The organism is Curtobacterium sp. MCSS17_016, assembly GCF_003234255.2.
Classification (GTDB): Bacteria; Actinomycetota; Actinomycetes; order Actinomycetales; family Microbacteriaceae; genus Curtobacterium; species Curtobacterium flaccumfaciens.
Window position 1 is genome coordinate 1,655,285 of sequence record NZ_CP126254.1, and the last position, 13,200, is coordinate 1,668,484.

11 protein-coding genes and 1 pseudogene are annotated in these 13,200 nt (G+C 72.2%); 8 read left to right on the plus strand and 4 right to left on the minus strand.

The window, feature by feature from the left end; translation table 11 throughout:
* Nucleotides 1-35: 35 nt before the first annotated feature.
* The 3 genes and pseudogenes from DEJ19_RS07850 to holA all read left to right on the plus strand — a co-directional run bounded on the left by DEJ19_RS07850 (nt 36) and on the right by holA (nt 4,227).
* Entirely contained in the window at nt 36-791 is a 756-nt protein-coding gene (locus tag DEJ19_RS07850) for a ComEA family DNA-binding protein (RefSeq protein ID WP_111233531.1), read from the plus strand.
* A gap of 720 nt (nt 792-1,511) precedes the next feature.
* A pseudogene (locus DEJ19_RS22015) lies at nt 1,512-2,531 on the plus strand (ComEC/Rec2 family competence protein); the annotation flags it as partial.
* 676 nt (nt 2,532-3,207) lie between these two features.
* Nucleotides 3,208-4,227, plus strand: coding sequence for a DNA polymerase III subunit delta (holA, locus tag DEJ19_RS07855; RefSeq protein ID WP_027465301.1), 1,020 nt, complete (start codon nt 3,208-3,210; stop codon nt 4,225-4,227).
* A 210-nt stretch (nt 4,228-4,437) separates the two neighbouring features.
* Here the strand turns inward: holA and rpsT are convergent, their stop codons facing one another.
* Nucleotides 4,438-4,698, minus strand: coding sequence for a 30S ribosomal protein S20 (gene rpsT, locus DEJ19_RS07860; protein ID WP_017886662.1), 261 nt, complete (start codon nt 4,696-4,698; stop codon nt 4,438-4,440).
* 222 nt (nt 4,699-4,920) lie between these two features.
* Here rpsT and DEJ19_RS07865 point away from each other — a divergent pair, with 222 nt between their 5' ends.
* Nucleotides 4,921-6,087, plus strand: coding sequence for a pyridoxal phosphate-dependent aminotransferase (locus DEJ19_RS07865; protein ID WP_111233532.1), 1,167 nt, complete (start codon nt 4,921-4,923; stop codon nt 6,085-6,087).
* Nucleotides 6,088-6,378: 291 nt separating this feature from the next.
* On the plus strand, nt 6,379-8,226 hold the full coding sequence (lepA, locus tag DEJ19_RS07870; protein ID WP_017886664.1) for a translation elongation factor 4: 1,848 nt from the start codon (nt 6,379-6,381) through the stop codon (nt 8,224-8,226).
* Nucleotides 8,227-8,233: 7 nt separating this feature from the next.
* Here the strand turns inward: lepA and DEJ19_RS07875 are convergent, their stop codons facing one another.
* Entirely contained in the window at nt 8,234-8,731 is a 498-nt protein-coding gene (locus DEJ19_RS07875) for a hypothetical protein (protein WP_284176600.1), read from the minus strand.
* A 131-nt stretch (nt 8,732-8,862) separates the two neighbouring features.
* Between DEJ19_RS07875 and DEJ19_RS07880 the strand changes: the two genes are divergently transcribed.
* Nucleotides 8,863-9,510 (plus strand): DUF1990 domain-containing protein, encoded by a 648-nt coding sequence (locus DEJ19_RS07880; protein WP_035808235.1) that lies wholly within the window; start codon nt 8,863-8,865, stop codon nt 9,508-9,510.
* A gap of 58 nt (nt 9,511-9,568) precedes the next feature.
* Here DEJ19_RS07880 and DEJ19_RS07885 read toward each other — a convergent pair whose 3' ends face one another.
* On the minus strand, nt 9,569-10,261 hold the full coding sequence (locus DEJ19_RS07885) for an HAD family hydrolase (protein ID WP_181438084.1): 693 nt from the start codon (nt 10,259-10,261) through the stop codon (nt 9,569-9,571).
* A 29-nt stretch (nt 10,262-10,290) separates the two neighbouring features.
* On the opposite strand from DEJ19_RS07885, the gene hemW reads away from it, so the two are divergent.
* Nucleotides 10,291-11,544: a radical SAM family heme chaperone HemW gene (gene hemW / locus DEJ19_RS07890; protein ID WP_111234280.1), complete on the plus strand. Its 1,254-nt coding sequence runs from the start codon at nt 10,291-10,293 to the stop codon at nt 11,542-11,544.
* A gap of 42 nt (nt 11,545-11,586) precedes the next feature.
* Here the strand turns inward: hemW and DEJ19_RS07895 are convergent, their stop codons facing one another.
* The gene (locus tag DEJ19_RS07895) at nt 11,587-12,060 is read right to left on the minus strand and encodes a DUF4870 domain-containing protein (RefSeq protein WP_309146906.1); all 474 of its coding nucleotides are present in this window, start codon (nt 12,058-12,060) and stop codon (nt 11,587-11,589) included.
* Between the two features lie 110 nt (nt 12,061-12,170).
* On the opposite strand from DEJ19_RS07895, the gene hrcA reads away from it, so the two are divergent.
* A complete protein-coding gene (gene hrcA, locus DEJ19_RS07900) occupies nt 12,171-13,190 on the plus strand; it encodes a heat-inducible transcriptional repressor HrcA (RefSeq protein ID WP_027465308.1) in 1,020 nt (339 codons plus the stop codon).
* Nucleotides 13,191-13,200: the final 10 nt, after the last annotated feature.

Below are 13,200 nucleotides of genomic sequence, written 5' to 3' on the forward strand. Positions count from 1 at the left end.
CCCGGCCGATCGGCCGGGCTCCGTAGCGTTCGGGCATGTCGTCCCCGTCGTCTCCCGGACCCTGGTGGTCCCGTCTCGCGTTGTCACCGCGGGCAGCCGTGGTGCTGGCGGCGGTCGTGGTGGTGGTCGCCGTCCTCGTGGTGCTCGTCGGGGCGCTGGTGTCGGGTGGTGGCGAGGGTGCCGGAGGAACGGGCGGGGTCGTCGTGCGTGGGGCGCCGACGGCCGGTGCGGCGTCGGGCGGCCCGTCGCCGTCGGCTGGTGCGTCTGCCGGTGCTGCTCCGTCCGCTCCTGGTGCCGGGCGCGTCGTGGTGCACGTGCTCGGGGCGGTGCGGCGGAGCGGCGTGGTCGAGTTGCCGGCATCGAGCCGGGTCGGTGACGCGCTCGAACGTGCTGGTGGGGCCACCGATGACGCCGACCTCGACCGGCTGAACCTGGCGCGGGTGCTGACGGACGGCGAGCGGTTGTACGTGCCGCGGGTCGGGCAACAGGAGGTGCCGGAGGCGCTCGGGCCGGTGGCGGACGGTGCTGCCGCCGGGCCGACTGCCGGGGCCGGGGCCGGGAGCGGCGGTGGCGCGGCGGGCACCGGGGGCGAGGAGTCCGCCGTCGTCGACCTGAACACCGCCGACCAGGCCGTGCTCGAGACCCTGCCCGGCATCGGACCGGGGCTCGCCGGGCGGATCATCGCCTGGCGTGACGAGCACGGCCGGTTCACCACGGTCGAGGACCTGCTCGACGTCAGCGGCATCGGCGACGTGCGGTTCGCCGAGCTCCGCGATCGTGTGCGGGTCTGAGGGGCGACGGTGCAGCTCGCGCCGAGTGCGATCGACCTGCGGGTCGCGGTGCCGGTGGCGGTCGCCTGGATCGCGACCGCCCTGCTCGTCGGCGTGCCCGACGTGGCAGCCGTGGTCGGTGGGGCCGCGGCGCTCCTCACCGGCGTCAGCGGGATCGTGCTCCGGTGGCGACGGGGCACCGGGGTCGTGCCGGTCGTCGCCGGGCTCCTGCTCGTCGCGGGGGCCCTGACGACGCTGCTCGCGGTGTCGGTCACCGTGGGGGAGTCCCGGCGGGCCCCGGAACCGCTGCGTGCGCTCGTCGCCGGGCCGGGGGCAGGGCGCGTCGACGTCGAGGCGGTGCTGACCCGCGACCTCGTGCCGGGTGACCGCTCCGTCACCGCGACGCTCGTGCGTGCGGACGACCTCGACGGGCTCCGCGTGCCGATCCGACTCGTCCCCGACCAGCACGGCGGTGCACCGGGAGCCGTGCTGGCAGCCGGTGCCCGGGTCACCGTGACCGCCGCCGTGCAGCCGGACGAACCCGGATCGGCGACCGCGTTCGTGGCGTTCCTGCGCGGGGCGCCGTCGTCGGTGCCGCCCGACGGGCTGCTCGGCGCCACCGACACCGCGCGACAGGCCTTCGTACGGGCCACTGCCGACCTGCCGCAGCCCGGAGCGGCACTGCTGCGCGGACTCGCGATCGGGGACCGCTCCGGCCTCGACCCGACGACCGAGGCAGCCATGGAGACCTCGGCGCTGACGCACCTGACGGCGGTGTCCGGGGCGAACTGCGCGGTGGTGGTCGGCCTCGTCGTGGTCCTCGGCCGTGCCTGCGGGCTCCCGAGAGGCCCCCGAGCGGCGGCGGCCGTCGGCGTGCTCCTGGTGTTCGTCGTGCTCGTGCGGCCCGACCCCTCGATCGTCCGGGCGACGGTGATGGCGATCGTGGTGCTCGTCGTGCACCTGGCCGGCCGACCGGTGCGGGGCGTCCCGCTCATCGCCCTCGCCGCGGTCGGCATGCTCGTCGTCGACCCCTGGTTCGCCCGGTCGTTCGCGTTCGCCCTGTCCGTGCTCGCCACGAGCGGGATCGTGGTGCTCGGACCGCAGCTCACCGAGCTCCTGGCGCGTCGTGTGTGGCCGCCGGTCGCCGCGGCACTCGCGATCCCCGTCGCGGCGCAGGTGGCGTGCTGGCCGGTGACGATCCCGCTGTCGGCGGCGCTCCCGACCTACGCGGTGCCGGCGAACCTGCTGGCGGAGCCGTTCGCGCCGGTCGTCACGGTGGTCGGACTCGCCGCGTGTGGCCTCGCTCCGGTGTGGCCGGTGGGTGCGCAGGGGCTCGCGGCCGTCGCCTGGGTCCCGGCCGCCGCCGTCGGGGGCATTGCACACGGGGCGGCCGCCCTGCCGTACGCCTCGGCACCCTGGCCGGCCGGGGTGCTCGGTGTGGCCGCCGCCGTGCTCGTGTGCGGCTGCATCGCGGTCGCCGTGCTGGTCCGGGGGTGGATCGGCTCCCGGCTGCTGCTCGCCGCGGGGGTCGTGGTCGTGGTCGGTGTCGCAGCGGTCACCGTCCCGGTGCTCGTCGTCCGGGGCTCGGTGCCGGGCGACTGGTCGGTCGCCGCGTGCGACGTCGGGCAGGGGGACGCCGTGCTGGTCCGCGGTGACGACGCCGTCGCGCTCGTGGACACCGGCGACGACGAGGAACGGCTCCGGGCGTGCCTGGACCTGCTCGGGGTCTCCCGGATCGACCTGCTCGTCCTGACGCACTTCGACCGCGACCACGTCGGTGCGGTGGACGCTGTGGCCGGCACCGTCGAGACCGCCCTGGTCGGACCCGTGGGCCGTGCGTCGGACGAGCGGGTGGTCGACGACCTCCGGCGTGCCGGTGTCGACGTCCGGACGGCTCAAGACCGGGTCTCCGGAACCCTCGGGCCGCTCGCCTGGCGTGTGGTGTGGCCGCTGGTCGGCAACCGTGCCGCCGGCAACGACGCGAGCATCGTGCTGGTCACGGGGCCGGCCGACGGAGACTCCTGTCCGGCGTGCCTGACCGGGGTGTTCCTCGGCGACCTGGGGGAGTCGTCGCAGCGTCGGCTCCGGAACGCCGGGGAGCTTCCGGTGGGGCCGATCGACGTCGTGAAGGTGGCGCACCACGGCTCGGCCGACCAGGACCCGCAGCTCTACCGGGGGCTCGCCGCGCGGGTCGGGCTCATCGGGGTCGGCGCGGACAACACCTACGGACACCCGACGGCATCGGCCCTCGGCATGCTCGAGGCCGCGGGCACGCTGCCGCTCCGCACCGACGAGCTCGGCACCGTGGTGCTCGCCCGGTCCGGCAGCGACGAGGTGCGGGTGTGGACGGAGCGCTCGTCGTCGGCGGCCGCCCGTAGGATCGACGGTGCACCACTCGACCCGGCACCGTCCGGGCCGGCACCACCGGAAGGACCACATGGCCGCCAAGAAGCCCGCGCGCGCCGCAGCGAAGATCGACCAGGTGCCCTGGTCGGGGATCCGTCCGGCGCCCGTCGTGCTCATCACGGGGCCCGAAGCGTTCCTCGCCGATCGCGCCCGCGGTGTGCTGAAGGACCTGCTGCAGGGCGAGGACCCCGCGCTCGAGGTGCACGACCTCGAAGCCGACCAGTACGCCCCCGGGCTCCTCGCCACCCTCGCCAGCCCGTCGCTGTTCGGCGAGCCGCGACTCGTGCAGGTCACGAACGTCGAGAAGTGCACCGACGCCTTCATCACCGAGACGATCTCGTACCTGCAAGCCCCCGCCGACGACGTCACCCTGGTGCTCCGGCACGGGGGTGGTGTGCGCGGCAAGAAGCTCCTCGACACGATCCGCAGCGGTGTCGGCGGCGGGGTCGAGGTGCTGTGCGACGAGCTCAAGCGCGAGACCGACCGCATCGACTTCGTGAACGCCGAGTTCCGCGCCGCACGACGCCGGATCGCGCCCTCCGCCGTCCGGACCCTGGTGACCGCGTTCGCCGACGACCTCGCCGAACTCGCCGCCGCCTGCCGACAGCTCCTCGCGGACGAGGCCGAGGAGATCACCGACAAGGTCGTCGACAAGTACTACGGCGGTCGCGTCGAGACGAACGCGTTCAAGGTCGCCGACATCGCGCTCGCGGGCCGGTCGGCACCGGCGATCGTCGAGCTGCGGCACGCCCTGGCCACCGGCGAGGCACCCGTGCCGATCGTCGCCGCGTTCGCGAGCAAGATCCGCACGATGGCGAAGGTCAGCGCCTTCCGGGGTCCGAGCGGGCAGGCGGCCTCGGCGCTCGGCATGGCGCCGTGGCAGGTGCAGCGCGCGCAGCGTGACGTCGCCGGCTGGAGCGAGTCCGGGTTGGCCAACGCCATCATCAGCATCGCCGAGGCCGACACCGCGGTGAAGGGTGGCTCGCGCGACGCGCACTACGCGCTCGAGGTCATGGTCCGCACCATCGCCCGACGCGGCGAGCCCCGCTGAGGCGAGTCGGGCCTCCCGGCTGTCCCGCGCCTGTCGGCCGGCACTTCGTGAGCAGAAACGGTCGGGTGCGCCCTCGCGACCCGACCGTTTCTGCTCACGAAGCGAACCCAACGCACCCCACGCCGACCACCGCACCAAACCAAAAGCCCCACGCACGACGAAGGCCCCGCACCGACGGTGCGGGGCCTTCGGACCAGAAGGGTCAGGACGTCAGAGCGACGAGACCTTCTTCGCGATAGCCGACTTGCGGTTCGCGGCCTGGTTCTTGTGGATGACACCCTTGCTCACGGCCTTGTCGAGCTTCTTCGACGCGAGGGCCAGGGCAGCAACGGCCTTGTCCTTGTCGCCGGCGGCGACGGCGTCGTTGGCACGACGGATGTGCGTCTTGAGCTCCGACTTGTACGCCTTGTTGCGCTCGGTGGCCTTGAGGTTGGTCTTGATGCGCTTGATCTGCGACTTGATGTTCGCCATGAATTGCTCCTGCTCGTCTCGTACGGGTGGGCGCGACCGCAGGGTAGAGGGGCCCTTGGTCGCATCGCGTTCCACCCGTGGGCGGGGAACGCGGAAGCCAGCCACCAACACTACCAGGCAAGCGGGCTGCCACCAAAGCACGAAACACCGCCGGATCGGCGGAAGCCCGCGGCCGACCGCGCCGAAACCCCACGGCAACACGCACCGGATACCGTGACGGACATGCCCTCCCTCGCACCGCGCATCGACACCGTGCCCGCCTCCGGCATCCGGAGGGTCTTCGAGCAGGCAGCCCTGCTGCAGTCGAGCGGCACCGACGTCACGATGCTCGTGATCGGCGAGCCGGACGTCCCGGTGGCACCGCACATCGGTGAGGCAGCCCGTCGTGCCTGGACCGAGGACCGCACCGGGTACACCCCGAACGGCGGGATCGCGCCTCTCCGCGAAGCTGTCCGCGACAAGCTCCGCCGTGAGAACCGGATCGAGGCCGACCTCGAGCAGATCTGGATGACGATCGGTGCGACGCAGGCACTGTTCCAGGCGATGACGCTGACCCTGAGCCCGGGCGACGAGGTGCTCGTGCCGGACCCCGGCTACACGACCTTCACGATGAACGCCCACATCATCGGGGCGACCCCGGTGCCGTACCGGCTGGAGCCGCAGCACGGGTTCGAACCCGACCTGCAGGCCCTCGAGGCGAGCGTCACCGAACGCACCCGGGTGATCGTCGTCAACTCGCCGTCGAACCCGCTCGGCTCGGTCTTCGGCGAGGAGACCCTGCGCGCGCTGCTGGCCTTCGCGAAGCGGCACGACCTCTGGGTCATCAGCGACGAGGTCTACGAGTACTTCACCTACGGCACCCGGCACGTCAGCCTGGCGGCGCTCGACGAGGACGACCGCGTGTTCTCGGCGTTCTCGCTCAGCAAGACGTACGCGATGACCGGCGTCCGCGTCGGCTACCTCGTCACGCCGAAGGGGCTCGGCGCGACGATGCGGACCACGCAGGAGGCCATGATCAGCTGTGTCGCCGAACCCGACCAGTACGCGGCCCTCGCGGCGATCGTGGGGGACCACTCCGCGGTGCGCGACGCCCGGGAGCACTACCGCGCGAACCTCGAGGTCGCGAAGGAGACGCTCGACGCCGCCGGCATCCGGTACCTCGACCCGCGCGGGGCGTTCTACCTGTGGGTCGACATGTCGCACGCCTCCGACGGGGACATCGCCGAGTGGGCGCTCGGGTTCCTGCAGCGCGAGCGGGTCGCCGTCGCACCGGGCAGCGCCTTCGGACGCACCGGCGAGGGGTGGATCCGCGTCTGCCTCGCAGCCACCGCGGAGGACCTCCGGCGCGGCCTCGGTGCCCTGCCGGCTCCGGTGCACGCGACCGTCTGACGCGCGGTCCACACGGCCAGGAGGCCCGGTGCCGGTCGGCAGGACGGCGCACGGTGCGTGGTCCTCCGCCTGGTGCGAGGCTGCTCGCCCCGTGCCGCGCAGCATCCGGTCACCGGGCGGTCAAGTGCGCACGGCCCCGCCGCCCTCGCACCGTGCGGGGTCCAGGACGCCGGCGCGAGGGCGCACCAAACGCGCACCGAACGCGCACCGTGCGTGGCGGACGCGCGCCGTGCCTCCAGGTCGGGTGAAGCGTGGGAGACTGTTGCGACCGTCCGACCCACCTGAGGAACCGTGAGCCCACAAGCATCCGCACCGCTGGAGCCCGCAGCGACCCCGGCCGACGCGATCCGCAACTTCTGCATCATCGCGCACATCGACCACGGCAAGTCGACGCTGGCCGACCGCATGCTGTCGATCACCGGCATCGTCGAGGACCGCGCGATGCGTGCGCAGTACCTCGACCGCATGGACATCGAGCGCGAGCGCGGCATCACGATCAAGTCGCAGGCCGTGCGCATGCCGTGGGAACTCGACGGTGAGACCTTCGCGCTGAACATGATCGACACCCCCGGGCACGTCGACTTCTCGTACGAGGTCTCGCGCTCCCTGGCCGCCTGCGAGGGCGCGATCCTGCTCGTCGACGCAGCCCAGGGCATCGAGGCGCAGACGCTCGCGAACCTGTACCTGGCGCTCGAGAACGACCTCGAGATCATCCCGGTCCTCAACAAGATCGACCTGCCGGCGGCCGAACCGGACAAGTACGCCGCCGAGCTCGCACAGCTCATCGGTGGCAAGCCCGAGGACGTCCTCCGGGTGTCCGGCAAGACGGGCGTCGGGGTGCCCGAGCTCCTCGACCTGGTCGTCCGTCGTGTTCCGGCCCCCGTCGGCGACGCCGAAGCGGCGCCCCGCGCGATGATCTTCGACTCGGTCTACGACAGCTACCGCGGCGTCGTCACCTACGTCCGCATGATCGACGGCACCATCTCGCCCCGCGAGAAGGTCCAGATGATGTCGACCAAGTCGACGCACGAGATCCTGGAGATCGGGGTCTCGAGCCCGGAGCCGAAGCCCACGAAGGGGCTGTCCGTCGGCGAGGTGGGCTACCTGATCACCGGTGTGAAGGACGTCCGCCAGTCCAAGGTCGGCGACACCGTCACGAGCGCGCAGAAGCCCGCGACCCAGGCGCTGCCCGGCTACACGGACCCGAAGCCGATGGTGTTCTCGGGCCTGTACCCGATCGACGGCAGCGACTACCCGGTGCTCCGCGAGGCGCTCGACAAGCTCAAGCTCTCCGACGCCGCACTGGTCTACGAGCCGGAGACCTCGGTCGCGCTCGGCTTCGGGTTCCGCTGCGGGTTCCTCGGGCTGCTGCACCTCGAGATCATCACCGAGCGGCTGTCCCGCGAGTTCGGCCTCGACCTCATCACCACGGCCCCGAGCGTCATCTACGAGGTCACGACCGAGGACAACGCCGTGACCGAGGTCACGAACCCCTCGGAGTTCCCGACCGGGCGCATCGTCGAGGTCCGTGAGCCGATGGTCCGCGCCGCGATCCTGGCCCCGAAGGACTACGTCGGCGCGATCATGGAGCTCTGCCAGCAGCGCCGCGGCTCCCTGCTCGGCATGGAGTACCTCGGCGAGGACCGCGTCGAGATCCGCTACGAGATGCCCCTCGGCGAGATCGTCTTCGACTTCTTCGACCAGCTGAAGAGCAAGACCCAGGGTTACGCGTCGCTCGACTACGAGCCCACCGGCGACCAGGCCGCCGACCTCGTCAAGGTCGACATCCTGCTGCAGGGCGACCAGGTCGACGCCTTCAGCGCGATCGTGCACCGCGACAAGGCGTACGCCTACGGCACGCTCATGACCGAGCGGCTCCGCAAGCTCATCCCGCGCCAGCAGTTCGAGGTGCCGATCCAGGCCGCCATCGGGGCCCGCATCATCGCCCGCGAGAGCATCCGCGCGATGCGCAAGGACGTCCTGGCGAAGTGCTACGGCGGTGACATCACCCGCAAGCGCAAGCTCCTCGAGAAGCAGAAGGAGGGCAAGAAGCGCATGAAGACCATCGGTCGGGTCGAGGTCCCGCAGGAGGCCTTCATCGCGGCGCTCTCCGGCGACGTCGAAGAGAAGAAGAAGTAGCGCCGGGTCAGCCGCTCCGGTGGGCGCGAGCCCGCAGCGCGGCCAGGCAGAGGGCCGGGAGGCTCGCTGCGGCAAGTCCCGCCAGCGCGGTCCGCAGGATGGCCCAGTGGGCAGCCGCGTCGAAGTCGGTCTGCTCGCCGGAGGCCACCCCGGCGACCACGGCGCCGACGACCATCGCGAGGGTCACGACCGCGAGGGCCACCGCCAGCCGGCGGCCGCGATCACGCCGCACCGCCGACACCAGCGAAGCACCGAACAGCAGCACCCCGGCACCGGCGCAGCTCGCCCCGACGGCGGCGATGACGTTCGCGGTGTCGAAGCCGTTCCACGACTCGGGGGCGATCGCGGCGGTCGCGTACCGCGCGGGCGACGCTGCGGCCGAGGTCGTCACGTCCACCAGCACCCGGGCGGTCGCCGCCACGCCGAACGCGACGAGCGTGAGCGCGGCGAGGACGGCGGTCCGGCGGTCGGCGGACCGCGGGCGGGCGGGGGTGGGGCGGGGCACCTGCTGACGATAGCCGCGGGGCGGGCGGTTGTCGGGCCTCCAGTTCGGGGTGCACCGAGGGTGGGCCGATCCGCCGGAGGTGAGCGCGGATCGGTTCGATCCGGGGTGGCCCGCCCAAGTACCATGGCGGCATGAGCATCCGCGGGAGCTACCGGACCGCCCTGACGTACGGCGCGGTGGGGGCGACCCAGGCGTCGGACCTCATGACCTACCCACCGGACGGCTTCACGCCGGCCGAGTCGCGCGCGCGGATCGGACACGGCGACCAGCGGTTCGAGACCGCCGTCGTGCAGGCGCTGACGTGGCAGATCCAGGAGCGCAGCGGTGTCCGCGTGCGCGTCGAGGAGCAGCCCGACGACGACGAGGTCCGGTACAACCCGGTCACCTTCGACGACGACGGTGTGCCGATCGCGCCGGCGTCCATCGGGACGCCCCGGGTCGAGAAGTTCGCCCCCGACGGCACCCCGCTGCTGACGGCGGGCACCAGCGCGACGCTGACGATCCACGCGTTCGGGCAGACCGTGCTGGCACCGGTGCGCGTCGTGTCGATCATCGACGAGCACGACCGCAAGGGGTTCGCCTACGGCACGCTCGAGGGGCACCCGCTCTCCGGCGAGGAGTCGTTCGTCGTCGAGCGCACCCCGGACGGCTCGGTGTGGCTGCAGGTCCGGCAGTTCTCGCAGCCGGCGAGCCGGAAGTGGCGCTTCGTGGCGCCGTTCGTGCGGCGGCAGCAGAAGGTCATGGCGGAGAAGTACCTGGCGGCGCTGCGAGGCGACTAGCGGTTGCTCCCGCTCCCGTTCCCGTTCCCGTTCCCGTTCCCGTTCCCGCTCCCGCTCCTCAGCGGAGCGGTGGGAGCGCGGCGATCGCGTCCTCGATGAGGGCGGCGTCCTGCTGGCAGTCGCGTGCGACGGTCACGGCGTTCGTGTGCCGCAGCGCATCGACGTCGTAGACACCCGTCGCCACGGCCAGGAAGGGGATGCCTGCGGCGTCCGCGGCCTCGCCGTCGCGCGGGGTGTCGCCGACGATGACCGCCCGGGTGCCGACCAGTTCGGCGGCGGCGCGCAGGGTGACCCCGGCCCGCTCGACCTCGGTGTCCCCGAAGTACGAGTGCTCCCAGTCGAAGACGTCGGCGTCGAACCCGGCGCCGGTGAGCTTCACCCGGGCGCGGTACTCGGAGTTGCCGGTGAGCAGGCCGTTGCGCCAGCCGAGTTCGGCGAACCGGGCCAGGAGCGCCTTCGCACCGGGGACCGGGCTGCGGTGGTCGCCGGACGCGTGCCGTTCGGCGGTGAGGTCGTGCAGGTGCCGACTGACCGAGGGGATCAGGGTGTCCTCGAACGCGTGGGCGCGCACGTGCTCGGCGATGAGCCCGGCGTCGGTCCGACCGTGCTGGTGCCCGACCCGCAGGGTGAGGTCGCGGCCCACCGCCCGTTCGAGGGCGAGGTGGTAGAGGTTGCCCGGGGACGACGCGTTCATCACGAGGGTGCCGTCGATGTCCCACAGGACCGTGGTGGGGACGGGATGGTGCTCCATGACTCCCATCATGACGGACAATGGACTCCATGCCGAGTGCTCTCCCGATCGCCGATCCAGCACCAGCGGACGGCCTGATCACCCCGTGGGCGGCAGCGGGCTCCGCTGCCGGGCCGGGGGCTGGTCCCGCCGCCGGTGACGTGCCCTTCGGCGTGTACGTGCACGTGCCGTTCTGCCGCGTGCGCTGCGGCTACTGCGACTTCAACACCTACACGGCGTCGGAGCTCCGCGGCGTCCGTCGCGACGACTACGCCGGGCACGCCGTGCGCGAGATCGAGTGGGCCGCGACCGTCCTCGATCGTTCCGGTGTGCCGCGGCGGCCGGTGTCGACCGTCTTCTTCGGCGGCGGCACCCCGACCATGCTGCCGGCGTCCGACCTGGCGATGATCCTCCGTGCGATCGACGACACCTGGGGCATCCTGCCCGGGGCAGAGGTCACCACCGAGGCGAACCCCGACTCCGTCGACGCGGCGTCGCTCGAGACCCTGCGGGCCGGCGGCTTCAACCGGATCAGCTACGGCATGCAGTCCGCCGTGCCGCACGTGCTCGCCACGCTCGACCGCACGCACGACCCGCTCCGGGTCCCCGTCGTCGTCGACCTCGCGAAGCAGCAGGGACTCGACGTCTCGCTCGACCTCATCTACTCGACGCCGGGGGAGTCCCTCGCCGACTGGCGGACCTCGCTCGACGCCGCGATCGCCTGCGAGCCCGACCACGTGTCGGCGTACTCGCTCATCGTCGAGGACGGTACCGCGATGGGTCGCATGGTCGCCCGGGGCGAGCTCCCCGCCCCCGACGACGACCTGGCCGCCGACATGTACGAGCTCGCCGACCAGGTGCTCAGCGACGCCGGCTACTCCTGGTACGAGGTGTCGAACTGGGCGCGCGGCGACGCGCACGCGAGTCGTCACAACCTGTCCTACTGGAAGGGCCACGACTGGTGGGGCGTCGGCCCCGGCGCGCACTCCGCCGTCGCCGGCACGCGCTGGTGGAACGTCAAGCACCCGGCCGCGTACGCGAACCGGGTGCTGTCGGGGGAGTCGCCGGCCGCCGGCCGCGAGACCATCGACGACGAGACGCGGTACGTCGAGCGACTGCTGCTGGCGGCGCGGGTCCGCGGGGAGCTCGCGACGAGCGAGATCCGCCAGGAGGCCCGTGGCCGGGTCGCCGGCCTCATCGCACGCGGACTCGTGGACGGGTCGGCCGCGGTGCGGGGACGGATCGACCTGACCCTGCAGGGTCGCCTGCTCGCCGACGCGGTGGTGCGGGAGCTGCTCGACTGAGGGGCGTGCGCACTGCTTGGTGCGCACTGCGTGCCGCTGCCGCTACTGCTTGATGAACTCGATCGAGAGCGGGTAGCGGTAGAACTGGCCCTGGTTCGCGGCGACCGCCGCCATGATGCTGAAGATCAGCGACACGATCGCAGCGGCGAGGATGATCAGGAACCCGACGCCGAACACCGAGGTGAGCGAACCGACGAAGTACGCGATCGCCATCGTGATGTGGAAGTTCAGGGCGACCCGGGTGTGCTCCCGGATGAAGCCGCCTCGATCGCGGAGGACCAGGTAGGCGACGAGCGGCGCGACGACGGTGAAGAAGATGCCACCGATGTGCGTCAGCGTGGCCCACAGGCGCTGGTCCTCCGGGCTCATCGGCTGGGGCGGGGTGTAGCCGGCGGGGTACTGCGGCCCGCCGGGGTACTGGGTCCCGCCGGGCTGCTGGGGGCCACCGGGGCCGTGGCCGTACGGGCCGCCGGGCTGCTCGGGTCCGGGGCCGTCGGGCTGCTGTCCGTAGGTCATGGCGGAAGCGTATCGGCCGATCGCCCGGAAGTCCCGGGCCGTCAGCGGTCGGGCGTAGGATCAGCAGTCGACACGTCCGAGTGCCAGGTCGATCGGGAAAGGAGGCGCTCGTGGTCAGTGAACGCAGCCTCGAGGTCCTCAAGGCCATCGTGCGCGACTACGTGGCGTCGCGAGAACCCGTCGGGTCGAAGACCATCGTCGAGCGGCACGCCTTCGGGGTCAGCGCCGCGACGATCCGCAACGACATGGCCCTGCTCGAGGACGAGCAGCTGATCGCCGCGCCGCACACCTCGTCTGGCCGGGTGCCGACCGACAAGGGGTACCGCGTCTTCGTGGACCACCTGGCGGGTGCCCGTCCGCTCTCCAGCGCGCAGCGGCACGCCATCGAGACCTTCCTCGGCGCCCCGAACGACCTCGACGAGGTCCTCGGGCGTACCGTCCGGCTGCTCAGCCAGCTCACCAACCAGGTCGCCCTGGTGCAGTACCCCTCGATGGTGCGCGCCCGGGTGCAGCACGTCGAGCTCGTCCGGCTCGGTGACGCCCGGTTGATGGTGGTGCTCATCACCGACACCGCCCGCGTCGAACAGCGCGTCGTCGAGACCGACGTCCCGCTCGACGAAGACTCGCTGGGCGAACTCCGCACCGTGGTGAACGGCGCGACGGTGGGGCTCCTGCTGCAGGACGTCCCGACCGCGCTCCGAGCCGTGCCGCAGCAGCTCCGCCCCGACGCCCAGACGCTCGGCGGGGTCGTCGTCGCCACGCTCATCGAGCAGGTCGCGGCGAACCGGCAGGACCGCCTGCTGATGGCCGGTGCGGCGAACCTGGCGAAGAGCGAGCAGGACTTCTCCGGCGGCCTCTTCCCGGTGCTCGAAGCGATCGAGGAACAAGTCACCCTGCTCCGGTTGTTCGGGGAGATGCAGGTGGACGACATCGCGGTGGCGGCCAGCATCGGCGTCGAGAACGCCGAGTACGGGCTCGACGCCACGAGCATCGTCGCCGGCGGCTACCTGGCCGGTGGCGAGGTGGCCCGCCTGGGCGTCCTCGGACCGACCCGCATGGACTACGGCACGAACATGGCGGCCGTCCGCGCCGTCGCCCGGTACCTGTCCAAGCTCCTGGGCGAACACTGACCAACCGACC

Excerpts from the sequence above, each read along its gene's own strand:
- DEJ19_RS07850 (WP_111233531.1), top strand. The coding sequence starts at position 36 with ATGTCGTCCCCGTCGTCTCCCGGACCCTGGTGGTCCCGTCTCGCGTTG.
- holA (WP_027465301.1), top strand. The coding sequence starts at position 3,208 with ATGGCCGCCAAGAAGCCCGCGCGCGCCGCAGCGAAGATCGACCAGGTG.
- rpsT (WP_017886662.1), bottom strand. The coding sequence starts at position 4,698 with ATGGCGAACATCAAGTCGCAGATCAAGCGCATCAAGACCAACCTCAAG.
- DEJ19_RS07865 (WP_111233532.1), top strand. The coding sequence starts at position 4,921 with ATGCCCTCCCTCGCACCGCGCATCGACACCGTGCCCGCCTCCGGCATC.
- DEJ19_RS07880 (WP_035808235.1), top strand. The coding sequence starts at position 8,863 with ATGAGCATCCGCGGGAGCTACCGGACCGCCCTGACGTACGGCGCGGTG.
- DEJ19_RS07885 (WP_181438084.1), bottom strand. The coding sequence starts at position 10,261 with ATGGAGCACCATCCCGTCCCCACCACGGTCCTGTGGGACATCGACGGC.
- hemW (WP_111234280.1), top strand. The coding sequence starts at position 10,291 with ATGCCGAGTGCTCTCCCGATCGCCGATCCAGCACCAGCGGACGGCCTG.
- DEJ19_RS07895 (WP_309146906.1), bottom strand. The coding sequence starts at position 12,060 with ATGACCTACGGACAGCAGCCCGACGGCCCCGGACCCGAGCAGCCCGGC.